Below are 24,393 nucleotides of genomic sequence, written 5' to 3'. Positions count from 1 at the left end.
AGGGGCGCGAAACGCTGTAGGACCAGCGTCTGCAACACCCCCGAGGTGAGCCCTCGGGGGTGTCTGAATCAGGCCGGTTGAGCCTGGGACGACTGCGGTTGCAATGGCAGCAATGGTGCGTGCGGATCAGCCTTGATCGAAGCACGCCAAGCATCCAGCCACTCGGCGTGGCCTTCGCTCCACACTTGCTCATGCAAGCGCGCCAGGGCCACTGGATCGCTGAGCAAGGCCAGGCGTTCGCTGTTGTTGAGGCCGGCCGGGCCGACCTTCAACGCGTGGCGAACACGCTCCCCACGCAGGTACTCGATCGGCTCTGCCTCGCGGTGACGCGAGGTCGCCAGGGCGCAGGCCAGGGCGTTCTGCTGCGGGTCGACCACCGAACGCACGAAGCCGTCATTGAGCGCATGCCAACGGTTTTCGTGGGTGTACTTCTCAGTCGACAGCAACGCCTGCGGCGGATTGTATTCCTCCGGAATCAGGAACAGGCTCTCGTCGCGGGACTTGAGGCCCAACTTGACCCGACTGGAAATCACCGACACCGGAATCGACAGCATCAGCGAACCGACGATCGGGATCAGCCACCACAGGAAGCTCGGGTTCAGCCACACCACCAGCAAGGCCCACAAGAAGCCCAGCAGGGTCTGCGGACCGTGGCGCTTGACCGCTTCGCTCCAGGGAGTGGAGTCGTCGTCGCGCTGCGGCGAGTTCCAGGTCGCGGCCCAGCCGAGGAACGCGGCCAGTACGAAACGGGTGTGGAAGATCATGCGCACCGGCGCCAGCAGCATGGAGAACAGCATCTCCAGCAGCATCGACAGGGTCACCTTGAACTTGCCGCCGAACTCTTTCGCGCCCTTGGCCCAGATCAGGATGATGCTGAGCAGTTTAGGCAGGAACAGCAGCACGATGGTGGTGGAGAACAGCGCCACCGCCTTGTCCGGGTGCCATTGTGGCCACAGCGGGTACAACTGGCGCGGCGCCATGAAGTACTGCGGCTCCATCAGGGTGTTCACCGCCAGCAACGCCGTGGACAACACCAGGAAGAAGAACCACAACGGCGCCGACAGGTAGGACATCACGCCGGTCAGGAACACCGCACGGTGCACCGGGTGCATGCCCTTGACCAGGAACAGGCGGAAGTTCATCAGGTTACCGTGGCACCAGCGACGGTCACGCTTGAGCTCGTCGAGCAGGTTCGGCGGCAGTTCTTCGTAGCTGCCCGGCAGGTCGTAGGCAATCCACACGCCCCAGCCGGCACGGCGCATCAGCGCTGCTTCAACGAAGTCGTGGGAGAGGATCGCACCGGCAAACGCGCCCTTGCCTGGCAACGGCGCCAGGGCGCAGTGCTCGATAAACGGCTTCATGCGGATGATTGCGTTGTGGCCCCAATAGTGGGATTCACCCAACTGCCAGAAGTGCAGACCGGCAGTGAACAGCGGGCCGTAGACGCGGGTGGCGAACTGCTGCATGCGCGCATACAGGGTATCCATGCCCGACGCACGTGGCGCGGTCTGGATAATCCCGGCATCCGGCGTGGCTTCCATCAGGCGCACCAGGCTGGTCAGGCATTCGCCGCTCATCACGCTGTCGGCGTCGAGCACCACCATGTACTTGTAGTCACCCCCCCAGCGACGGCAGAAGTCGTCGAGGTTACCGCTCTTGCGTTTGACGCGACGGCGACGGCGGCGATAGAAAATCCTGCCGAAACCACCGGCTTCGCGGCACACGTCGAGCCAGGCTTGCTGTTCGGCAATGCAGATATCGGCTTCATTACTGTCGCTGAGCACGAAGAAGTCGAAGCGATCCAGGTCACCGGTGGCGGCCACCGATTCGAACGTTGCGCGCAAACCGGCAAATACCCGGGGTACGTCTTCGTTACAGATAGGCATCACCAGCGCGGTGCGCGCATCCTTCGGAATCGGCTCATCGCCGGCACTTTTACCGGAGATCCGGTATTTATCATGACCGGTCAGCAGTTCGAGGAAGCCCATGAGCGCAGTCCAGAAACCGGCCGACACCCAGCAGAACAGAATCCCGAACATGATCAGGATGCTGGTCTGCAGGGCGTAAGGCAGGACTTGGGTCGCGGTTTGCAGCAGGGTCTGGTTGCGGATTTCGTCGAAGTCGACCAGCGACCAGCCCTGGTACGGCATGATGCCTTTCATGTACCAGCCGGCCACGATGGTCTGGCCCAGCATCAGCACCAGCAGGATATAGCGGCGGATCGAGCCCACGGTACGCCAGCGCGCAGCCGGCAGTACCCGCTCGTCCTTCGGCGGCTTCGGCGGGTTGGTACGCCCGGTCATCCGGCGCCAGCCGCGTACCAGGATGTTGGTACGCCACGGCTCGGGCACGACCTTGGTGCGACGAATCGGCGGCGTGGCCTTGAGGCACACGCGACCGCTGGCGTCGAGCGCCAGCATTTCGGCGTCCTGCAGTTCTTCGGCGGTGCTCAGGGTGAGCCTGCGGCCCACCGACGCTTGGGCAGCGTCGACAGGTGCATCGAAGGTGGCGGACGACAGGCGTTCGTGCAACTCGCTGAAGGAGCTGCAGCCCGCCAGCTCGGCGCGCTGCTCAGCCGTCATGGGGAGGTGTGCCAGGTACTCGGACAGAGTTTCTGGCTTGGCTTGTGAATTACTCATCGGCAGGCAACTGGTAGCTCCAGGTTTCGGTCAGGACTTGTTCGGTCTTGGCCGGCTCCGGCGTGACAGGGGCCGGTGCGGCTTCTGGCTGCTTGGCGTCCTTGTCCTTCGCCTCTTTGGCGTCTTTCTTGGCCTGCTTCTCGTGTTGCTTGGCCAAGACCTTGTCAGCCTTGAGCACATGGGTCGAAACCTGCTCAGGCTCGGCCTGTGCAATCTCCTGCACCAGCGCGGCACGCATTTCAGTCGGCTTGCTCGCATCCTTGATCTTCATGCGCAGGGTCAGGCGCCAGCCTTTGGTGTGCTCGTTGTAGCGCACGCTGTTTTCAACCAGCTCGGCGATTGTCGCCAACACTTACCTGGCTGCGCACCGGGGCGTCCGGCAGCAGTTTCTTCAGGGCCGGGCCCTCGAAGTCCACCAGGTAAGCCACGGTGCCGTCCGGCTGACGGATCAGGTTCGATTGCTTGACGTCACCCGTGGAACGCAGGGTCTGCTTGACCCAGGCGCTGTCCGGCGAATGGAAGGCAGCATCGTCCAGCGTCCAGTGCAGGCGGTAGGACACGTCCAGCGGCTTGCCGACCTCCGGCAGTTCGGCCGGGCTCCAGAAGGCAACGATGTTGTCGTTGGTTTCGTCAGCGGTCGGAATCTCAACCAGGTCGACGCTGCCCTTGCCCCAGTCGCCTTCAGGTTCGATCCAGGCGCTCGGGCGCTTGTCGTAGTTGTCGTCCAGGTCTTCATAGTGGCTGAAGTTGCGACCACGTTGCAGCAGGCCGAACCCACGTGGGTTTTCGACGCTGAAGTTGCTGACCGACAGGTGTTTAGGGTTGTTCAACGGGCGCCAGATCCACTCGCCATTGCCGGCATGGATCGACAGGCCGCTCGAATCATGCAGTTCACGACGGTAGTTGAGGACCTTGGACGGCTGGTTGGCGCCGAACAGGTACATCGAGGTCAACGGGGCCACGCCCAGCTTGCTGACCTTGTCGCGCAGGTACATCTGGGATTTGACGTCCACCACGGTGTCGGTGCCCGGACGCAGGATCAGGCGGTAGGCGCCTGTCGCACGTGGCGAATCGAGCAGGGCGAAAATCACCAGGTGCTTGTCGCCAGGCTTCGGACGCTCGATCCAGAACTCGGTGAAACGCGGGAATTCTTCGCCGGACGGCAGCGCGGTGTCGATTGCCATGCCACGGGCCGACAAGCCATACACCTGATCCTTGCCAACGACGCGGAAATAGCTGGCGCCGAGCATGGTCATGATTTCGTCTTGCTTGTCAGCCTTGTTGATCGGGAACAGCACACGGAAGCCGGCATAACCCAGCTGTTCGGTGGCTTTGGGATCAAACTTTACGTCGCCGAAATCGAAGCGATTGGGGTCGTACTTGATTTCCTGGACGCTGTCAGCGGTGACTTCATTGATCTTCACCGGTGTATCGAAGTGCATACCCTGGTGATAGAAGGACAGCTTGAACGGGGTGTTCTGATCGGCCCATTCGGCTTTTTCATTGCGGAAACGAATCTTCTGGTAGTCAGCGAATTTCATTTCGCGGAATTCGTTCGGCAGATTGCTGCGCGGAGCTTCGTACTTCTGCCCAGCCAGCTCTTTTGCCTTGGCCGACACATCGTCCAGACTGAATGCCCACAGTTGACCCGCGCCGAACAGGCAAAACAGGGCAGAGCCCGTCACCAGTGCGTTTCGTAACCGTTTGGCAGACAATTTTGGTGCATTACAGGGACTAACAATCACGAGCAACCCTCGCCGAAAACAGATCAAAAAACCAACGGCCAGCTATCTATATGCCAGGTTGGCGAGCATTGTTCCGACTCCCCAGGGGCAAAATGATTCCCCACTGGCTATCGGACAAGTCTCTACCTAAGTCAAAAATGGACCAAACAACGCTGATCCCCGTAGCGCGCGATTATCTAGTAGCCCGCGAGACAACGCATCAGGGACAACGAAGTATTTGTAGCGAAACCCTGCGTTTTTAGGCATTAACGTCGTTTTTCATACATTCAGGTCTGCAAGAGGAAGGTCACAGGGCCATCATTGACCAAATGCACCTGCATATCCGCGCCAAAACGCCCTGATGCCACCTTGCCATGCAATTGTTGCGCTTGTAACAACAAGTGCTCAAAAAGCGCCGCTCCCAGAGCAGGCGCAGCCGCGGTGGAGAAGCTTGGTCGCAGTCCGCTCTTGGTGTCCGCCGCCAGGGTGAACTGCGACACCAGCAGCAAACCGCCGCCGATGTCTTTCAACGACAGGTTCATCTTGCCCTCATCGTCGCTGAACACCCGATAGTTAAGCAGCTTATGCAGCAGTTTATCGGCGCTCTCGGGCGTATCTGTAGGTTCCACGGCCACCAGCACCAGCAAACCCTGTTCAATCGCCCCCACTACTTCGCCAGCCACCTCGACCCGGGCGCCTCGCACCCGCTGCAACAGGCCCTTCATGCTTCTTCAGGCGGTAAATCAAGCAGGCGTCGTGCCATTTCGCCGGTTGCGCGTACCAGCGCATCGGTAATGCCAGGCTCGGACGCAGCATGCCCGGCCTCGCGGATCACCTGCAATTCACTGTTGGGCCAGGCCTGATGCAGCTCCCAGGCGTTATCCAGCGTGCAAATCATATCGTAGCGGCCGTGGATGATGACCCCAGGCAGATGGGCGATCTTGTGCATGTCGCGAATCAGCTGGTTGGGTTCAAGGAACGAGTCATTGGTGAAGTAATGACACTCGATGCGGGCAATCGACAGCGCACGCTGTGGCTCGGAGAAGCGCTCGACGTGCTGCGGGCTCGGGCACAGGCCCAGCATGCGCCCTTCCCAACCGGACCAGGCCTTGGCCGCGTGCATCTGGGCGATCTGGTCGTTGCCGGTGAGGCGCTTGTGGTAGGCCGTGATCATGTCGTGACGCTCCTCCACAGGAATCGGCGCCAGGTAGTCCTGCCAGTAATCCGGGAACAGGCGGCTCGCGCCCTCCTGGTAGAACCATTTGATGTCCTGCGGGCGGGCCAGGAAGATGCCGCGCACGATCAAGCCATGCACGCGCTCGGGGTGGGTTTGCGCATACGCCAGGGACAATGTCGAACCCCAGGAGCCGCCGAACAGCACCCATTTGTCGATGCCCAGGTGCTCGCGGATGCGCTCAAGGTCGGCGACCAGGTCCCAGGTGGTGTTGTTTTCCAGACTGGCGCGGGGCGTGGAGCGCCCGCAACCGCGTTGGTCAAAGGTGACGATGCGGTACAGGTTCGGATCGAAGTAGCAACGGCTCTGCGCATCACAACCGGAGCCGGGGCCGCCATGGATGAAAACCACAGGCAGGCCCTCGGGGGAGCCGCTTTCATCGACGTACAGGGTGTGAACATCATCGACTGCCAGATCGTGCCGGGCGTAGGGTTTGATCTGCGGGTACCAAGTCTGCATTGCGCGCTCCGTAGGGTGTCGGGTTCATCCCAGGGGGGACGTCTATTATTCTGCCGTCTGGCATCATAAACCCGAATTGTGCAATGAGCATGTCCTTGAGCGCGTAGACCGGGGTCAGCCTTTATCGATAATGCGTTTGCCCCCACGCCAGCAGAGCTTGCAGCAATTGTTTCAACACCCCCTGCGTCGGCTCCGCGAGGTCGGGGCGGTACCGGAACGGCTCGAACTCTTCCATATAAGTGCTCTGGCACAACTCCAACTGCACCGCATGAATATCCTGCGCCGGGTTACCGTAGTGCCGGGTTATGTGGCCGCCCTTGAAGCGCCCGTTCAGCACATGGGTGTAGTGCGGGTGCTGGGCGCAGATGGCTTCAAGCTGGCTGGCCAATGCTGGATCGCACGCGGCGCCGTTGAAGGTGCCGAGGTTGAAGTCAGGCAATTTGCCGTCGAACAGGTGCGGGATCACCGAGCGGATCGAATGGGCGTCGAACAGCAACGCGTAGCCGAACTCGGCTTTGAGGCGGGCAAGCTCCTCCTGCAGTGTGCGGTGATACGGCCCCCAGATCTTCTGCAGGTAGCTCGCGCGCTCGGCTTCGGACGGTGTCTGCCCTTCTCGGAACAACGGCACGCCATCGAACAGCGTCTCGGGATACAGGCCGGTGGTGGCACCCGCGTAGAGCGGCTTGTTATCCGACGGTCGGTTCAGGTCGATGACAAACCGCGAATACTCCGCCGCCAGGGTGCTGGCGCCGAGCTCTTCGGCAAAGTCGTACAGGGTCGGGATGTGCCAGTCGGTGTCGGGCAGGCTTTGCGCTTCGGGGATCAACCCGGCCTGCACCGCAGGCGCCAGCCGCAGGCCGGCGTGGGGCATGCTGATCAGCAGCGGTGTGTTGCCTTGTTTGAATGTCAGAACCTTATCCACAACGCGACTCCTTATACAGTGACGTCGACGCCGTGGCGCACGACGCGTTTATCCAGCTCGCCGCCCAGCCAATAGGCCAGGTCGGCAGGACGATCGATCTGCCAGGCGACAAAATCCGCGACCTTGCCCACTTCCAGGGAGCCATGGGTATCGCCCATGCCCAGCGCTGTGGCCGCATGTTGCGTGGCGCCGGCGAGGGCCTCTTCGGGGGTCATGCGGAACAGGGTGCAGGCCATGTTCAGCATCAGGCGCACCGACAGCGCTGGCGAGGTGCCAGGGTTGAGGTCGCTGGCGATCGCTATCTTCACGCCGTGCTTGCGCAGGGCTTCCATCGGCGGCAGCTGGGTTTCGCGCAGGAAGTAGAAAGCGCCCGGCAGCAACACGGCGACGGTGCCGGCTGCGGCCATGGCGATGGCGTCCTCTTCGGTCATGAATTCCAGATGGTCCGCCGACAACGCGTGGTAGCGTGCTGCCAAGCTGGAGCCATGCAGGGAAGACAATTGCTCGGCGTGCAATTTCACCGGCAGGCCGAGTTTTTGGGCGACTTTGAACACGCGCTCCACCTGCTCGGTGGAAAACGCCAGGTATTCACAGAACGCATCCACCGCGTCCACCAACCCCTCAGCGGCCAGGGCCGGCAGCATCTCGTTGCAGATGTGCTCGATATAGTCATCGGCGCGGTCCTGGTACTCCGGCGGTAACGCATGGGCCGCCAGGCAGGTGGCGCGCACGCTTACCGGCAGCGCTTGCCCAAGGCGGCGCGCCACGCGCAGCATCTTGCGTTCGTTGGCCAGGTCCAGGCCGTAGCCGGACTTGATCTCGACCGTGGTCACACCGTCGCGCAACAGACTGCGCAGGCGCTTTTCCGCGCTGAAAAACAGTTCGTCTTCGGTCGCCGCACGGGTAGCGCGCACGGTGCTGGCAATCCCGCCGCCCTTGGCCGCGATGTCCGCATAGCTGACGCCTTCCAGACGCTGTTCGAATTCGCCGCTGCGGTTACCGCCGAACACCGTGTGGGTGTGGCAGTCGATCAGCCCGGGGGTGACCCACGCGCCTTGCAGGTCATGCACCTGGGTGTAGTCCGCCGTCGGCACCTGGCTGCGCGGGCCGATCCACTCGATGAGCGAACCGGCGGTGACTATGGCCGCGTCCTCGATGATCGAGTATTTGCCATGAGCCATGGTTGCGACGTGGCAGTGTTGCCAAAGGGTTTTCATCAACGCCTCCCTAAGTTATCGATGAGACAAAGCCGGTTCGTAATGGACCTTGGCCGCTTGCCCGGCAGCGGGTTTGACCCACAGCAGGTAGGCAACGACCAGCAGCACGATCCATACCGCACCGACCATCAAGGCCGCCTGGGTGTCGGGGAAGTAACCGAGCACGCCAAACACAAACAGCATGAACACAATGGCCGCAGCCGGCGCATAGGGCCAGAACGGCACCGGGAATTTCAGCTCGGCCACTTGCGCCTTGGTCATCGAGCGGCGCATGGCGACCTGGGTAAACAGGATCATCAGCCACACCCACACGGTGGCGAAGGTGGCGATCGACGCGATCAGCAGGAACACGTTTTCCGGGATCAGGTAGTTGAGCACCACACCGCCCAGCAACGCGGCGCCCATCACCAACACGGTCATCCACGGCACGCCATGCCTGGACAACTGCGCGAACCCCCTGGGCGCCTGCCCTTGCTGGGCCAGGCCGTACATCATGCGACCGGCGCCAAAAATGTCGCTGTTGATGGCCGATACCGCCGCCGAGATCACCACGATATTGAGGATGGTCGCCGCCGAGCCGATACCCAGGTTACTGAAGATCTGCACGAACGGGCTGCCCTGGCTGCCAATCTGCGGCCACGGGTAGATCGCCATCAGCACAAACAGGGTCAGCACGTAGAACAGCAGGATGCGCAGCGGCACGGCGTTGATCGCCTTGGGAATCACGCGCTGCGGATCCTTGGCTTCGCCGGCGGTGATACCGATGATTTCGATGCCGCCGAAGGCAAACATCACCACGGCGAAGGACGCGATCAGGCCGCCAATGCCGTTGGGCATGAAACCGCCGTGCGCCCACAGATTGCTCAAGCCAGCGGCCTGGTTTTCACCGGCCGAATGAATACCGAACAGCATGATGCCGAAACCGCCGAGGATCATCGCGACAATGGCCCCGACCTTGAGCAGCGACAGCCAGAACTCCATCTCGCCAAACACTTTGACGTTGCACAGGTTCAGGCCGCCGATCAGAAACACAATGCCGAGCACCCAGACCCAACGTGCCACCTCGGGAAACCAGAAGCCCATGTAGATACCGAACGCGGTGACGTCGGCGAGGCAGACGATGATCATTTCAAACGCGTAGGTCCAGCCGAGGATAAACCCGGCCATCGGCCCCAGGTAGGTGCTGGCGTAGTGGCCAAAGGAGCCGGATACGGGGTTGTGCACGGCCATTTCGCCGAGGGCGCGCATCACCATGAATACTGCGGCGCCGCCGATCAGGTAGGCCAGCAGCACGGCGGGGCCGGCCATCTGGATGGCTGAGGCAGAACCGTAGAACAGCCCGGTCCCGATCGCGGAACCGAGGGCCATGAAGCGAATATGTCGGGCGTTGAGCCCGCGTTTCAAACCTGTTTCTTGCTGGTGCATTTCTCGTCCCTATTATTTTTATCCTGAGAAAAAATCGACATCTCCTGTAGGAGCGAGCTTGCTCGCGAAAAACCTGAGAGCGCCGAGGGGTGTCAGGTTCGTCGCGTCAGCGTTGGCGATTTTCGCGAGCAAGCTCGCTCCTACAATGGGGCGGCGGTGGGTTACAGGCTTGGCAGCAACTTGGCCGGCACCAGCTCATTCAGGCAGCGGCTGGCGAGCAGTTCGCTGGCGGCGTTGATGTCCGGGGCGAAGAAGCGGTCTTTCTCGTAGAACGCTACCTTGTCGCGCAGCAGCCCACGGGCTTTTTCCAGCTTCGACGAGGTTTTCAAGCCGTCGCGCAGGTCCAGGCCCTGGCAGGCGGCGAGCCACTCCACCGCGAGCACACCCCGGGTGTTCTCGGCCATTTCCCACAGGCGCTTGCCCGCGGCCGGAGCCATGGACACATGGTCTTCCTGGTTAGCCGACGTCGGCAGGCTGTCGACGCTATGGGGATGGGCCAGCGCCTTGTTCTCGCTGGCGAGCGCCGCGGCTGTCACCTGGGCGATCATGAAACCGGAGTTGACCCCGCCATTGCCCACCAGGAACGGCGGCAATTGCGACATGTGCTTGTCCATCATCAACGAGATACGGCGCTCACTGAGCGAGCCGATTTCGGCGATGGCCAGGGCCATGTTGTCTGCGGCCATGGCCACAGGCTCGGCGTGAAAGTTACCGCCGGAAATCACATCGCCTTCAGCGGCGAACACCAGCGGGTTATCCGAAACCGCGTTGGCTTCCACCACCAGCACTTCAGCGGCCTGGCGGAACTGGGTCAGGCAGGCCCCCATCACTTGCGGCTGGCAGCGCAGGGAGTACGGGTCTTGGACCTTGTCGCAGTTCTGGTGCGATTGGGACACCTGGCTGCTTTCGCCGAGCAGGTCACGATAGGCCGCCGCCGCATCGATCTGCCCACGCTGGCCGCGTGCGGCGTGAATCCGTGCGTCGAACGGCGAGCGCGAGCCGAGCACCGCTTCCACGGTCAGGGCACCGCAGGCAAGGGCGCCGGCGAACAGGTCTTCGCCTTCGAACAGGCCGCGCAAGGCGTAGGCGGTGGACACCTGGGTGCCGTTGAGCAAGGCCAGGCCCTCCTTGGCGGCGAGGGTCAGCGGCGTGAGGCCAGCGACCTTCAGCGCGTCGGTTGCCGAGAGCCATTGGCCTTTGTAACGTGCCTTGCCTTCGCCCAGCAGCACCAGGGACATATGGGCCAGCGGCGCCAGGTCACCGGACGCACCGACCGAGCCCTTGAGCGGAATATGCGGATACACCTCGGCGTTGATCAGGGCGATCAGCGCGTCGATCACTTGCCGACGGATCCCGGAGAACCCACGGCTCAGGCTGTTGACCTTGAGCACCATGACCAGCCGCACCAGCGCATCGCTGATCGGCTCACCCACACCGGCGGCGTGGGACAGCACCAGGGAACGCTGGAGATTTTCCAGGTCTTCACTGGCGATACGGGTCGAGGCCAGCAGGCCGAAACCGGTGTTGATGCCATACGCGGTGCGGTTCTCGGCGAGAATCTGCTCCACACAGGCCACACTGGCGTCGATCTGCGCCGTGGCGCTGTCATCCAGACTGAGGGTTACCGGCTGCTGGTAGATGGCCCGCAGTTGGGCGAGGCTCAGTTGGCCTGGAATCAGGTTTAGCGCAGTCACATTCGTTCTCCTTGTGAATTGTTCTTTTTGAATAGGTATTCAGTGCACGTTCGGTGATGCGGTGTGCTTGAGCAGATCGGCCGCCGCCGCGATGTCCGGCGCCAGCCAGCGGTCCTGCTCATAGGCCGGTACCTTCTCGCGCAGCAAGCGCCAGGCGCGGTCGGTGCCGGCGCCGAAGCGCTGGTCCTTGAGGAACTCGAACGCCTGGGCTGCCAGCAAGTATTCGATGGCCAGAATCTGGGTAACGTTGGTCAGTACCTGGTGCAGCTTGAGCGCGGCGTTGGTGCCCATGCTCAGGTGGTCTTCCTGCAGGCCCGAGGTGACGAAATTGTCGAGCACCGCCGGTTGCGCCAATTGGCGGTTTTGCCCGCACAACGACGCAGCGACGTACTGCACGATCATCATTCCGGAGTTGACCCCGGGGTTGCTCACCAGGAACGCCGGCAGGCCGCTGACGTGCGGGTTGATCAGGCGGTCCAGGCGGCGTTCGGCCACCGAGCCGATTTCGGCCATGGCGATGGCGAGCAGGTCGGCGGCCAGCGCCACCGACTGCCCGTGGGGGTTGGCCTGGGACACCACGCGGTAATGCTGCGGGGTGCCGAGCACCAGCGGGTTGTCCGTGACGCTGTTGAGTTCGGTCTCGATCTGACGAGTCGCGTGCTCCAGCTGATCACGCGCCGCGCCGTGGATCTGCGGGATCGAGCGCAGGCTCAAGGCGTCCTGGGTGCGAATGCCGTGGCTGCTGGCGATCACTTCACTGCCGTCGAGCAAGGCGCGCAGGCGCCGGCCGACGTGCTGCATGCCCGCATGGGGCTTGAGGGCGATGATCTCTGCGTCGAACGCATCGATCTGGCCGCGCTGGGCTTCGAAGCTCATGGCACCGATCACATCGGCCCATTCCAGCAAGTGGTGCGCATCGGCCAGGGCCAGGCAGCTCAGGCCGGTCATGCACGGCGTACCGTTGACCAGGCACAGGCCATCCTTGGCGCCGAGTACCACCGGCTGCAAACCTTCGGCGGCCAGTGCCGCTTGCGCCGGCACCACCTGGCCGCGATAGCTGACGTTGCCGACGCCAAGCAGCGCCACGCCGACATGGGCCATGTGGGTCAGGTAACCGACCGAACCCTGGGACGGTACTTGGGGCGTGATGCCGTGGTTGAGCAGCGCCAGCAGCGCCCGCACTACTTGCGGATGCACGCCGGATTTGCCGTGGCTGTAGTTGATGATGGCGGCGCAGATAACCGCGCGGGTCTGCTCATCGCTCAGTACCGGGCCGACACCGCAGGCGTGGCTCAGCAAAGTGTTGCGCGACAACTGGCTCAGTTGATCGCCCTTGAGCGATACATTGCACAGCGCGCCCAGGCCGGTGTTCACGCCATAGGCGCGCTCGCCGCTGGCGACGATGCACTGCACGATGGCCTGGGCATTGTCGATGCGCGCCCAGGCGTGGCCCGACAGTTCGAGCACTGCGCCGTGGCGAGCGACGGCGACCACGTCCTGCCAGCGCAATGGCGTATCGGCGAGGGTGATGTTTGTTGCCTGGGACATGTTCATACCTTCTTCCAATTCTTGTGCAGCTTTGCCGGCCTCATCGGGGGCAAGCCCCCTCCCACATCTGGAATGCATTCCCCCTGTGAATGGGGTATGACCCCTGCCCCTTCCTGATTTGGAATGCATTCCACTGTGGGAGGGGGCTTGCTCCCGATGGCGCCCGTCAAACCACCGCCGCCCGCCGCTGAACGAACCGGTCCACGTACTCATCCGCCGGCGAATGCAGGATTTCTCGCGGCGTGCCGACCTGGATCAACTTGCCGTCCTTGAGGATCGCAATGCGGTTACCAATGCGCACCGCCTCGTCGAGGTCGTGGGTGATGAACACGATGGTCTTGTGCAGGGTCTTTTGCAGTTCGAGCAACTGGTCCTGCATCTCGGCGCGGATCAGCGGGTCAAGGGCGCTGAACGCTTCGTCCATCAGGATGATGTCGGTGTCCGCCGCCAACGCGCGGGCCAGGCCGACGCGCTGGCGCATGCCGCCGGAGAGCTGGTGCGGGTATTTGTTTTCATAGCCCTTCAGGCCCACGGTTTCGATCCAGTGCAGGGCGCGTTCGGCGCAGACCTGCTTGGTTTCGCCGCGCACCTTCAGGCCATAGGCGACGTTGTCGAGCACGCTCTTGTGGGGCAACAGGCCGAAGCTCTGGAACACCATGCTGATCTTGTGGCGACGGAATTGGCGCAGGGCTTCCATGTCCAGTTGCAGGATGTCTTCACCGTCGACCAGGATCGCGCCGCTGGTGGGGTCGATCAGGCGGTTGAAGTGACGCACCAGGGTGGATTTGCCGGAGCCCGACAGGCCCATGATCACGAAAATCTCACCGGTGGCGATGCTCAGCGACAGGTCGTTCACGCCGACTACACAACCGGTCTCGGCCAGCACCTGGTCCTTGGTCTTGCCCTGGCCAATCAGCGCCAGCGCTTCCTTGGAGCGGTTGCCGAATATCTTGAACACGTTTTTGACTTCGATTTTGCTGACGGTAGTCATTTGCTCGCCTCATGCCGTGGACGACCATAGGCCTGGGTAATGCGGTCGATGACCACGGCGAGAATCACGATCGCCAACCCGGCTTCGAGGCCGCGGCCGACGTTGAGGGTCTGGATGCCGACGAGCACGTCTTCACCCAAGCCTCGGGCGCCGATCATCGAGGCGATCACCACCATCGACAACGCCATCATGGTGGTCTGGTTGATACCCGCCATGATGCTCGGCAGCGCCAACGGCAGTTGCACGCCGAACAGCTGCTGCCAGCGGTTGGCGCCGAAGGCGTTGATGGCCTCCATGACTTCGCCGTCGACCTGGCGGATGCCCAGGTCAGTCAGGCGAATCAGCGGCGGCGCGGCGTAAATGACCGTGGCAAAAATCGCCGGTACCTTGCCCAGGCCGAACAGCATCAGCACCGGGATCAGGTACACGAAGCTGGGCATGGTTTGCATGATGTCGAGCAACGGCATCAGCACCGAACGCAAGCGATTGCTGCGCGCGGAAAGGATGCCCAACGGGATCCCGATCAGCACCGAAATCACCGTGGCGACCATCATCAGCGCCAGGGTCTGCATCAGTTTGTCCCACAGGCCAACCGCGCCGACGAGGAACAGCAAACCGACGATCACGACCGTGGTCACCACCTTGCGGGTGGCGTGCCAGGCGATGACGCCAACGATGGCCAGCATCAGCCACCAAGGGGCGGCGCGCAGCAGGCCTTCCAGGTTGACGATGGCCCATAGCAGGGTGTCGGAAATGTGCCGGAACACGTCGCCGTAGTTGGTGACCAGCGAGTCCACCCAACCGTTGACCCAGTCGGCGATGGAAAACGTAAAACTCTCAGGAAACATAGCGTGCTCTCGATCCAATGGGTTGAGGCCAGGCGTCCGGCTGCCCCTGAGGGTAGCCGGACACGCTTGACCTACAAGGCCGCGTCGATTTTCTTGGCTGCGTCGTCGCTCACCCAGGCGTGCCAGACTTCAGGATGTTCCTTGAGGAAAATTTTCGCCAGTTTCGGCGACTCGATTCGCTCTTTGGCCATGCGGCCGAGGTTCTGATTCAGCAGGTCGATGGGCAGGTTGACCTTTTCCAGCACGGCCACCAGTTCCGGCGCTTGCTCGTGGAAGGCCTTGGACAGGCCGACCTTGATGCTCACGCTTTTATCCACACCCGGTTTTTCTTCGAGCTTGACCAGGTCGACCTGGCCCATCAGTGGCGTCGGCGACCAGTAGTAGAACAGGATCGGCTCGCCGCGCTTGTAGCTCGACAGAACTGCCGCATCCAGCGCCGGGCCGGTGCCGGGGCGGAAGTTGGTGTAAGTGCTCTCCAAGCCGTAGCTTTTCAGCATTTCACTGTTGTCCAGTTCGCAGGTCCAGCCGGCCGGGCAATTGTAGAAGCGGCCCTTGGACGGCTCTTCCTGATCCTTGAACACCGCGGCGTACTTGGCCAGGTCCGCAATATTTTTCAGGTCCGGGGCCTTGGCTTCCAGCTTGCGCTTGGCATCGCCTTCGATCACGTAGCGCGGCACGTACCAGCCTTCGATAGCGCCCACGACAGGGGCGCCAACGCCGACGACCTTGCCGGCCTTCTCGGCCTTGTTCCAGACCTCGCTGCGCCCGACCCACTCTTCGGCAAACACCTGGATGTCGTTACTGCTCAGGGCGTTTTCCATGGTGATGGAGTTGCCCGGCAGGCTGTCGGTTTTGCAGTCGTAGCCTTTTTCCAGCACGGTTTGCAGGATGTCGGTGAGCAACATGCCGCTTTCCCAGTTCAACCCGGCGAACTTCACCGGCTTACCGGATTCGCACCAGCCGGCCGCCTGGGCGCCGGCGCTTGCCAGCAAGCCAGCGCAAAGCAACGGGGTCAGCAGAGTCTTATGCATTTTCATTGTGTGACGCTCCCAATCATGAAATGGATTACGGCAGTCAAAAGGCATCCTGCCTTGTCCACGTCCCGTCAGGCCTGCGCCGCAGCGCGACCGGTCCCGCTTGTTGGCGTGGGTACAACGCTGTCCTGCTCGACCGGCAGGATCAGTTGATCGGGCATCGTGCCGTGCCATTTTTTCGCGCACAGGTAATACAGGGCCGCCGGCAACACCAGGCCGATGATCCAGGAGATGTCCACGCCCCCCAGGGTTTCCACCAATGGGCCGGTATAGAACTTGGTGGAGATGAACGGCAGTTGCACCAGCACACCGAACACATAGACGCTGATGCCCAGAGGGTTCCAGCGGCCATAGCGACCTTTGGGATCGGCCAGCGCCGGCACGTCATAGCGCTCGCGGGTGATGCAGTAGTAGTCCACCAGGTTGATCGCGCTCCAGGGCGTGAAGAACGCCAGCAGAAACAGGATGAACGACTTGAACGCACCCAGGAACGAGTGCTGGCCGAGCAGCGCGATCAAGGTGGCCGTGCCGACGATCGCCAGTACGAACAGCAGGCGCTGCATCCGCGATACCCGCAGGTGGCCCTGGAAGCCGCTGATGATGGTGGCAATGCACATGAAGCTGCCGTAGGAATTCAGCGTGGAAATCGTGACCTTGCCGAACGCGATGCTGAAGTACAGCAACGCGGCCGCGGCGCCGCTGCCGCTCAGCCCGACGATATAGGCCACTTCGTGCCCGGCGAATTGCCCGTTGGCCATGGCGGCGGCAAACACACCGAGAATCATCGCCACCTGCGCGCCGATGACCGAGCCTGCGCCAGCGGCCAGAAAGGTTTTCACCGAGGAGGTGTTGCTCGGCAAGTAACGTGAGTAGTCCGCCACATAGGGCCCGAACGCGATCTGCCAGGAAGCCGCCAGCGAGACCGCGAGCAAGAAGCTGCTCCAGCTGAAATGGCGGATCTGCAGCAGTGCACCAATATCAGCCTGGCCCATCAAGCGGCTGAACAGGTAGACGAAGGCGATCACGCCAATGACGCTGGCGACGCGACCGATAAAGTGGATCACCCGATAACCGAGCACCGTGACCAGCACGATGACACTGGCGAAAATCAGGATGCCGACGCTGTCGCTGACCCCGAACAACTGGCCCAGCGCCTGCCCGGACAATACCGTGCCGGTTGCGGTGAAACCCAGGTACATCAGGCACACCAGCACGATCGGGATGGCCGCGCCATACACGCCGAACTGCACTCGGCTGGAAATCATCTGCGGCAGGCCAAGCTTGGGCCCCTGCGCCGCGTGCAACGCCATCACCCCGCCGCCCAGCAATTGACCGATCAACAGACCGATCAACGACCAGAACACATCCCCGCCCAGCACCACGGCCAGGGCCCCGGTGACAATGGCGGTGATCTGCAGGTTGGCACCCAGCCACAGGGTGAACTGGCTCAATAGACGACCGTGTCTTTCCGCTTCCGGGATGTAGTCGATCGAACGCCTTTCGATCAACGGGGTGGTGTCGTTTGCAGCCATGTGTGTTCAACCTCTGATGGATTGTTTTTAGGTGCTACGCCAATCAAATGTGGGAGGGGGCTTGCCCCCGATAGCGGCGGATCAGTCACTGATTTTTTAGCTGATACACCGCCATCGGGAGCAAGCCCCCTCCCACATTTATTACTTGATCATTGGCAGGTTGAGGCCCTGTTCCTTGGCGCAATCGATAGCGATCTGGTAACCGGCATCCGCATGGCGCATCACCCCCGTCGCCGGGTCGTTATGCAGCACCCGCGCAATACGCTCGGCCGCTTCGTCGGTGCCGTCACACACGATCACCATGCCCGAGTGCTGCGAGAAGCCCATGCCGACGCCGCCGCCGTGGTGCAGCGAAACCCAGGTCGCGCCGCTCGCGGTGTTGAGCAAGGCGTTGAGCAGCGGCCAGTCGGACACGGCGTCGGAGCCGTCCTGCATGGCTTCGGTTTCACGGTTCGGGCTGGCTACCGAGCCGGAATCGAGGTGATCACGACCAATAACCACGGGGGCGGACAGCTCACCGCTGCGCACCATTTCATTGAACGCCAGGCCGAGCTTGGCGCGCTGGCCCAGGCCTACCCAGCAGATACGCGCCGGCAAGCCCTGGAAGCTGATGCGCTCGCGCGCCATGTCCAACCAGTTGTGCAAGTGGGCGTCGTCGGGGATCAGCTCTTTGACTTTGGCGTCGGTCTTGTAGATGTCTTGCGGGTCGCCCGACAGCGCAGCCCAGCGGAACGGGCCGATGCCACGGCAGAACAGTGGGCGGATGTAGGCCGGTACGAAGCCAGGGAAATCGAACGCGTTTTCCACGCCCTCTTCCTGGGCCATCTGGCGAATGTTGTTACCGTAGTCGAAGGTCGGGATGCCTTGCTTCTGGAACTCGAGCATGGCTTTGACGTGCACGGCCATCGACTGCTTGGCGGCCTTGATCACGGCGGCGGGTTCGGTCTTGGCGCGGGCGCGGTACTCGTCCCAGGTCCAGCCGGCCGGCAGGTAGCCGTTGAGCGGGTCATGGGCGCTGGTCTGGTCGGTGACCATGTCCGGGCGCACGCCACGCTTGACCAGTTCCGGCAGAATTTCGGCCGCGTTACCCAGCAGCGCGATGGAGATCGCCTTGCCTTCCTGGGTGTACTTGGCGATGCGCGCCAGGGCGTCATCAAGGTCGGCGGCCTGCTCGTCGACGTAGCGGCTGTTCAGGCGGAAGTCGATGCTGACCTGCTGGCACTCGATATTCAGCGAGCAGGCGCCCGCCAGAGTTGCGGCCAGTGGCTGCGCGCCACCCATGCCGCCCAGGCCTGCGGTGAGCACCCAGCGGCCAGTGAGGTCGCTGTTGTAATGCTGGCGGCCGGCTTCGACGAAGGTTTCGTAAGTGCCCTGCACGATGCCCTGGCTGCCGATGTAGATCCAGCTGCCGGCGGTCATCTGGCCGTACATGGCCAGGCCCTTGGCATCCAGTTCGTTGAAGTGTTCCCAACTGGCCCAGTGCGGCACCAGGTTGGAGTTGGCGATCAGCACGCGCGGCGCATTGCTGTGGGTCTTGAACACGCCGACCGGCTTGCCGGATTGCACCAGCAGGGTTTCATCGTCGTTCAGATTGGTAAGGCTCTCGACGATCTGGTCGTAGCACTCCCAGTTGCGCGCGGCGCGGCCGATACCGCCGTACACCACCAACTCTTTCGGGTTCTCGGCCACTTGCGGGTCGAGGTTGTTCATCAGCATGCGCAGCGGCGCTTCAGTCAGCCAGCTTTTGGCGGTGAGCTTGTTACCGCGGGCGGCGCGGATTTCGACGTCACGGTATTTTGTAGGCTTGGTCACAGCTAGGACTCCTCGGCGATCGACGCGCGAACATGGATGGTGCGAAGGAGAGTCTTACGCACACATCTTTACTTGTATGTACAAGCATATGCAATCGGGCGGCCAACTCGCTAAGCGTGCGTTCGATTTTTTTTGGAAAACACGTGCGAGCCTAGAAAATTAAGGCTTCGAAGGATGATGAAATTTCTTACAGAGGAGTTTTACAGCGTGGGAGGTTTGTCACGACAGCGTGGCTTTGCGCCGCACTGGGGCATTCGGTAACAATTTGGTGCGCGAGTTGGAAACAGCTTTTATGAGCAGCACATAACACATGTGGGAGGGGGCTTGCCCCCTCCGACATTTAACCGCGCTGGGTCAGTTCGATGACGCAGCAGCGGCCGCTGACCGAGATGTCCAGCAGGCCGGTGTTACCGTCCACCTGCAGGCAGTCGTGATGACCGAGTTTCTGGTCCAGCACTTTCACTTCATCGGCCACGCTGAACACCAACACGGTCTGCGCCGTGCTGAAAAACTGCTGCACGCCATCCATCCACTGCAACCGTGCGTGATAACGCTGGGGCGAGAAAATCAGATTGAAATCGCGGATCGGTCCGGTGATCAAGCGGCATGACACCTGGCTGTCACCCTTGAATGCGAAGGGTTGCAGCGGTAACAAACCACGCTGCTCCTCGCCATCTACGGTCAACACCATGCCCGCGCCCTTGATCACCGTAATCACGCGCTGGTAACCGGCGAAGGTGGAAAACCCCCCTGACTCGGCGATATCGGCAATCGACAGACGCCAGCCGAAACCGTCCAGGCCGGTGCCCGCGTCACGGGTGATCTCTTCGGTACTGCCGCCGCCGTTCTTCCACGGCATGCGCACGTAGTCGGCGGCGCGCCAGACGTTGACTGAACTCATTTGCTGAAGCGTCCTTCAAGGCTGTGCCGGGAACCGGGGTGAATCAGGCGTGCGGCTGTCACCGGCTGGCGACCAGACCAGGTGCGCCGACGAATCAACAGGCACGGCTCGCTCGGCTCGATCTGCAACAGCTTGCACTCGGCGGCATCGGCGAGGATCGCTTCAACCACATGCTCGCCCTCAGTCAGCGGTGCGACCTGGTTGAGGTAGGCATAGGGCGTTTGCTGGGTAAAGTCCTGCTGTAGGTATTCCGGCGCAACCAGGGCGTTGACGAACCGGTCTTCGATCTGCACCGGAATGTCGTTTTCGAAATGCACGATCAGCGAGTGGAACACCCGCCCGCCTTCGCGCATTTCCAGCGCGACGGCCCGTTCCGAGCCGGCCGCTTCTTCGCCCAGCGTGATGACTTGACACGTGTGCCGATGGCCACGGGAGGCGATCTCATCGGCAATGTTGTGCACTTCAAACAGCGCCGATTGACTCTTGGGCTCGGCGACGAACGTACCGACGCCTTGCATGCGCACCAACAAGCCTTCAGCGGTGAGCTCGCGCAGCGCGCGATTGATGGTCATGCGGCTGAAGCCCAACTGGCTGACCAGTTCACTCTCCGACGGTACGCGGTAATGGGGCGGCCAGTTGCCGTTGAGGATCTGCTGGCTGATCATCTGTTTGACGCGGGCATACAAGGGCGCCGGACTTTCGTCCATGTGGGCAGCCAGCGAAGACTTGGCAGGCGGAGTCAGCACAGGGAATCCTTGCAGGGGGAAAAGATGCATAGATTGCCGGAGTTTACCGAGCAGGCAAACGTCTGTATATGTATATACAAATAAACACACGACCGGGGTGCCTTGATCATGTCCGCTTTCTTTGCCGAACGCGCGCTGCTGCCTGATGGATGGGCCAATGATGTACGTCTTGAAGTCTGCGCCGATGGGGTGCTGACACAGGTTGCGGCCAACGCCAGCGCAGACGGCGCCGAACGGCTCAGAGGTCCGGTATTGGCCGGTATGCCTAACCTGCACTCCCATGCATTCCAGCGCGCCATGGCCGGATTGGCGGAAGTGGCGGGTAATCCGAACGACAGCTTCTGGACCTGGCGTGACCTGATGTACCGCATGGTCGGCAAGATCAACCCGGAACAGTTGCAGGTCATCGCCCGCCAGCTGTACATCGAGATGCTCAAGGCCGGCTACACCTCGGTGGCCGAGTTTCACTATGTGCACCACGACGTCAGCGGCCAGCCCTATGCCGACCGCACGGAGCTGTCGCAACAGATCAGCCAGGCAGCCGCCAGCAGCGGAATCGGCTTGACGTTGCTGCCGGTGCTTTACACGCATTCGGGTTTCGGTGGCCAGGCGCCCAACGACGGGCAGCGCCGGTTTATCAACAGCACCGAAAATTATCTGGAGCTGCAGGCGCGCTTGCAGCCGCTGCTCGCCGCACAACCTGCGCAGCAGTTGGGCCTGTGTTTCCACTCCCTGCGCGCGGTCACACCCGAGCAGATCAAGGAAGTGCTGGCCGCCAGCGATAAGGCGTGTCCGGTGCACATCCACATTGCCGAACAGCAAAAAGAAGTCGACGACTGCCTGGCCTGGAGCGGCAAACGCCCGTTGCAATGGCTGTATGACAACGTTGACGTGGATGAGCGCTGGTGCCTGGTGCATGCCACCCATGCCGACGCCGATGAGGTCACGCGCATGGCCAAAAGCCGCGCAATTGCCGGTTTGTGCCTGACCACCGAGGCCAACCTGGGCGACGGGATTTTCCCGGCCGTGGATTTTCTTGCCCAGGGTGGACGCATGGGCATTGGGTCCGACAGCCATGTGTCATTGAGCGTGGTGGAAGAATTGCGTTGGCTGGAATATGGCCAGCGTCTGCGCGATCAGCGGCGTAATCGTCTGTATCGCCATGATCAGCCGATGGTGGGCCGCACGCTGTTCGATGCGGCGCTGGACGGTGGCGCACAAGCCTTGGGTCAGCCGGTGGGACGTCTGGAAGTGGGCAAGCGCGCGGATTGGATCGTGCTGGACGGTAACGATCCGTACCTGGCGACCGCCAGCGAGGACGGGATCCTCAACCGTTGGTTGTTTGCCGGCGGTGATCGGCAAGTGCGCGACGTGCTGGTCAACGGCCAGTGGGTGGTGCGGGATGGGCATCATGCTGGCGAGGAAGAAAGCGGCCGGGCATTCACTCAAGTCTTGAGAAACTTACTCGGTTAAAAAATGTGGGAGGGGCAAGCCCCTCCCGCATTTGGAGATTCAGTTACTGCGAAGTCTTGGCCATCTGCTTGTCCGACGTGCGCCAGATCAAGCGAGTGGTGTCATACCCCTGCTGTCGCGCTCGGCTCAGCAGGTCTTCACGGGTATCGGCGCTTACCGTCGGCGTGCGCGACAGGATCCACATATAACGTCGGCTCGGGCTGCCGACGATGGCGGTCTTGTAGTCATCGCTGACATACAGCACCCAATAATCGCCCTTGGCGACGCCCGGCAGTAGCGACGTAAACCAGTTATCGAATTCGACCCAGAGCTTGTCGGTCTTGCCCGGCACCTGCGGCGTGGCGGTGCCTTTGGCTTCCTGCCATTTCCACTCAGGCGTCAGGCAGCGGTTGAACACTGACATGTTGCCATCGGGCAGCAAGGTGTAGCGCGCTTCGGATTGTGCGCAGTTGCGCTGGAAGTACATCGGCAAACGGGCCAACTCATACCAGGTGCCCTGGTAACGCTTGAGGTTGACGTTGCTCGCGGTCTTGGGTTGCAGATCATCGCCAGAATGGCTGGCGCAGCCTGCCAAAAACAGGCTGGCGCAAAGGAACACAACAAAACGCATCATTCTTCTTCTCCCGCAGGCTCGCGCCCCGGTTTACTTCAGGCCTTGCCCGGAAAACATCAGAACTTTGTCACCGGCGTACTGCACGCTGATAAAGCTGTTTTTATCGCCCCAGGTGCAGCTGGACATGCCCAGTGCGCCGGAACAATCGGTTGGCTTGCCCAGCAACGACTCTACCTCGGCCTTGGCCATGCCGGCCGACAGTTTCTGGTAGTTTTCTTGGTTGACCTTGCTGCAAGCGGCTAACAGCACGCAAAAAGCCAGCAGGGCGAGACGGCGTAAAGACATGGAAAAGCTCCTGGAGAGACAAAGCAGCTGGGGTATCTGCCAGAAGCTTAGAAGGGAAAAGAGGTGTCTGGTTCCCGACGAGCGAAAACAAAAAAGCCCCGAAAACGCTGAAACGTTTCGGGGCTTCTCATCGTTCAAAGCCAACTGCTTTGAACGTGGCAAGGGAGCTTGCTCCCGCTGGGCTGCGAAGCAGCCCTGAAAACCTTGCGGGCGCTACGCACCCGAGCGAGAGCAAGCTTTCTCGCCACAGTTACTTCTTGTGATACGCCGTCACACGCTCAACCTCTTCCTTCGAACCCAGGAACACCGCCACACGCTGGTGCAGGCCTTCGGGCTGGATGTCGAGGATGCGCTGGTGGCCGTCAGTGGACGCACCGCCCGCCTGCTCGACCAGGAACGACATCGGGTTGGCTTCGTACATCAGGCGCAGCTTGCCTGGTTTTGACGGCTCACGGCTGTCACGTGGGTACATGAACAGGCCACCACGGGTCAGGATGCGGTGCACGTCGGCAACCATGGCGGCGACCCAGCGCATGTTGAAGTTTTTCTTCAACGGGCCTTCTTCGCCTTCCATCAACTCGTTGACGTAGCGTTTCACCGGTTCTTCCCAGTGACGCTGGTTGGACATGTTGATCGCAAATTCCTGAGTGGAAGCGGGAATGGAGATGTCTTCGTGGGTGAGTACGAAGCTGCCCATTTCGCGGTCCAGGGTGAAGCCTTTGACACCATCGCCCAGGGTCAGCACCAGCATGGTCTGCGGGCCGTAGATGGCGTAACCGGCGGCGACTTGCTCGGTGCCCGGCTGCAGGAAGGCCTTTTCGTTCAGGGCTTCGTTCTGGCTCAGGTATTCGTTCGGGCAACGCAGTACCGAGAAGATGGTGCCGACCGGCGCGTTGATGTCGATGTTGGACGAACCGTCCAGTGGGTCGAATACCAGCAGGTACGCGCCTTTAGGGTATTTGCCCGGAATCTGGTAGGCATTGTCCATTTCTTCGGAAGCCATGCCGGCCAGGTGACCGCCCCATTCGTTGGCTTCGAGCAGGATTTCGTTGGACAGCACGTCCAGCTTCTTCTGCACTTCGCCCTGCACGTTTTCAGTGCCCATGCTGCCCAGGACACCGCCCAGTGCACCTTTGGACACGGCGTGGCTGATTTCCTTGCAAGCACGCGCCACCACTTCGATAAGGAAGCGCAGATCGGCAGGCGTGTTGTTGCTGCGGGTCTGCTCGATCAAATAGCGACTCAAGGTAACGCGGGACATGGAAGGCTCCGATGAATGGGGGGCTGAAAACCCGC

Annotated in this window: 18 protein-coding genes and 2 pseudogenes; 1 reads left to right on the top strand and 19 read right to left on the bottom strand. The window is 61.7% G+C overall.

The window, feature by feature from the left end:
• Nucleotides 1-66: 66 nt before the first annotated feature.
• The 16 genes and pseudogenes from mdoH to hutC all read right to left on the bottom strand — a co-directional run.
• A pseudogene (gene mdoH, locus QF045_RS04855) lies at nucleotides 67-2,639 on the bottom strand (glucans biosynthesis glucosyltransferase MdoH); the annotation flags it as partial.
• Nucleotides 2,632-4,384: pseudogene (locus QF045_RS04850) on the bottom strand (glucan biosynthesis protein G). The pseudogenes mdoH and QF045_RS04850, both read right to left, overlap by 8 nt.
• Nucleotides 4,385-4,650: 266 nt before the next feature.
• The gene (gene dtd, locus QF045_RS04845) at nucleotides 4,651-5,088 is read right to left on the bottom strand and encodes a D-aminoacyl-tRNA deacylase (RefSeq protein WP_306491265.1); all 438 of its coding nucleotides are present in this window, start codon (nucleotides 5,086-5,088) and stop codon (nucleotides 4,651-4,653) included.
• On the bottom strand, nucleotides 5,085-6,056 hold the full coding sequence (gene pip / locus QF045_RS04840) for a prolyl aminopeptidase (RefSeq protein ID WP_306491264.1): 972 nt from the start codon (nucleotides 6,054-6,056) through the stop codon (nucleotides 5,085-5,087). Before pip ends, dtd begins: the two co-directional genes overlap by 4 nt.
• Nucleotides 6,057-6,177: 121 nt before the next feature.
• The gene (hutG, locus tag QF045_RS04835) at nucleotides 6,178-6,978 is read right to left on the bottom strand and encodes an N-formylglutamate deformylase (RefSeq protein ID WP_306491263.1); all 801 of its coding nucleotides are present in this window, start codon (nucleotides 6,976-6,978) and stop codon (nucleotides 6,178-6,180) included.
• A gap of 11 nt (nucleotides 6,979-6,989) precedes the next feature.
• Nucleotides 6,990-8,195, bottom strand: a complete 1,206-nt coding sequence (gene hutI, locus QF045_RS04830) for an imidazolonepropionase (RefSeq protein ID WP_306491262.1) — start codon at nucleotides 8,193-8,195, stop codon at nucleotides 6,990-6,992.
• A gap of 15 nt (nucleotides 8,196-8,210) precedes the next feature.
• Nucleotides 8,211-9,620, bottom strand: a complete 1,410-nt coding sequence (locus QF045_RS04825) for an amino acid permease (RefSeq protein ID WP_306491261.1) — start codon at nucleotides 9,618-9,620, stop codon at nucleotides 8,211-8,213.
• A gap of 161 nt (nucleotides 9,621-9,781) precedes the next feature.
• Nucleotides 9,782-11,314: a histidine ammonia-lyase gene (gene hutH, locus QF045_RS04815; RefSeq protein ID WP_306491260.1), complete on the bottom strand. Its 1,533-nt coding sequence runs from the start codon at nucleotides 11,312-11,314 to the stop codon at nucleotides 9,782-9,784.
• 39 nt (nucleotides 11,315-11,353) lie between these two features.
• Entirely contained in the window at nucleotides 11,354-12,862 is a 1,509-nt protein-coding gene (gene hutH, locus QF045_RS04810; protein ID WP_306491259.1) for a histidine ammonia-lyase, read from the bottom strand.
• 166 nt (nucleotides 12,863-13,028) lie between these two features.
• Nucleotides 13,029-13,853, bottom strand: a complete 825-nt coding sequence (locus QF045_RS04805; RefSeq protein WP_167662987.1) for a glycine betaine/L-proline ABC transporter ATP-binding protein — start codon at nucleotides 13,851-13,853, stop codon at nucleotides 13,029-13,031.
• Nucleotides 13,850-14,701, bottom strand: coding sequence for a proline/glycine betaine ABC transporter permease (locus tag QF045_RS04800; protein ID WP_057724462.1), 852 nt, complete (start codon nucleotides 14,699-14,701; stop codon nucleotides 13,850-13,852). Before QF045_RS04800 ends, QF045_RS04805 begins: the two co-directional genes overlap by 4 nt.
• A gap of 71 nt (nucleotides 14,702-14,772) precedes the next feature.
• Entirely contained in the window at nucleotides 14,773-15,738 is a 966-nt protein-coding gene (locus tag QF045_RS04795) for an ABC transporter substrate-binding protein (protein WP_306491258.1), read from the bottom strand.
• 68 nt (nucleotides 15,739-15,806) lie between these two features.
• Complete coding sequence (locus tag QF045_RS04790) at nucleotides 15,807-17,267, bottom strand: cytosine permease (RefSeq protein ID WP_306491257.1); 1,461 nt, start codon at nucleotides 17,265-17,267, stop codon at nucleotides 15,807-15,809.
• 141 nt (nucleotides 17,268-17,408) lie between these two features.
• Nucleotides 17,409-19,079 (bottom strand): urocanate hydratase, encoded by a 1,671-nt coding sequence (gene hutU / locus QF045_RS04785; protein WP_306491256.1) that lies wholly within the window; start codon nucleotides 19,077-19,079, stop codon nucleotides 17,409-17,411.
• 340 nt (nucleotides 19,080-19,419) lie between these two features.
• Entirely contained in the window at nucleotides 19,420-19,980 is a 561-nt protein-coding gene (locus QF045_RS04780) for a HutD family protein (protein ID WP_306491255.1), read from the bottom strand.
• The gene (gene hutC, locus QF045_RS04775; protein WP_173668614.1) at nucleotides 19,977-20,687 is read right to left on the bottom strand and encodes a histidine utilization repressor; all 711 of its coding nucleotides are present in this window, start codon (nucleotides 20,685-20,687) and stop codon (nucleotides 19,977-19,979) included. The genes QF045_RS04780 and hutC overlap by 4 nt, the downstream gene beginning before the upstream one ends.
• Before the next feature lie 147 nt (nucleotides 20,688-20,834).
• Between hutC and QF045_RS04770 the strand changes: the two genes are divergently transcribed.
• Nucleotides 20,835-22,199: a formimidoylglutamate deiminase gene (locus QF045_RS04770; RefSeq protein WP_306491253.1), complete on the top strand. Its 1,365-nt coding sequence runs from the start codon at nucleotides 20,835-20,837 to the stop codon at nucleotides 22,197-22,199.
• 43 nt (nucleotides 22,200-22,242) lie between these two features.
• Here QF045_RS04770 and QF045_RS04765 read toward each other — a convergent pair whose 3' ends face one another.
• The 3 genes from QF045_RS04765 to QF045_RS04755 form a co-directional block, all read right to left on the bottom strand.
• Nucleotides 22,243-22,812, bottom strand: coding sequence for a lipocalin family protein (locus QF045_RS04765; protein WP_306491252.1), 570 nt, complete (start codon nucleotides 22,810-22,812; stop codon nucleotides 22,243-22,245).
• A 30-nt stretch (nucleotides 22,813-22,842) separates the two neighbouring features.
• Nucleotides 22,843-23,097, bottom strand: a complete 255-nt coding sequence (locus QF045_RS04760; RefSeq protein WP_033897714.1) for a lipoprotein — start codon at nucleotides 23,095-23,097, stop codon at nucleotides 22,843-22,845.
• Nucleotides 23,098-23,347: 250 nt separating this feature from the next.
• Nucleotides 23,348-24,358 carry a class 1 fructose-bisphosphatase gene (locus tag QF045_RS04755; protein ID WP_003187818.1) on the bottom strand — a complete coding sequence of 337 codons (1,011 nt, stop codon included), beginning with the start codon at nucleotides 24,356-24,358 and terminating at the stop codon, nucleotides 23,348-23,350.
• Nucleotides 24,359-24,393: the final 35 nt, after the last annotated feature.

Source organism: Pseudomonas sp. W4I3 (assembly GCF_030816195.1).
In the GTDB taxonomy this organism is placed as follows: Bacteria; Pseudomonadota; Gammaproteobacteria; order Pseudomonadales; family Pseudomonadaceae; genus Aquipseudomonas.
The sequence above is the reverse complement of the archived record's forward strand: the minus strand, read 5'-3'. Positions and strand labels throughout refer to the sequence as shown.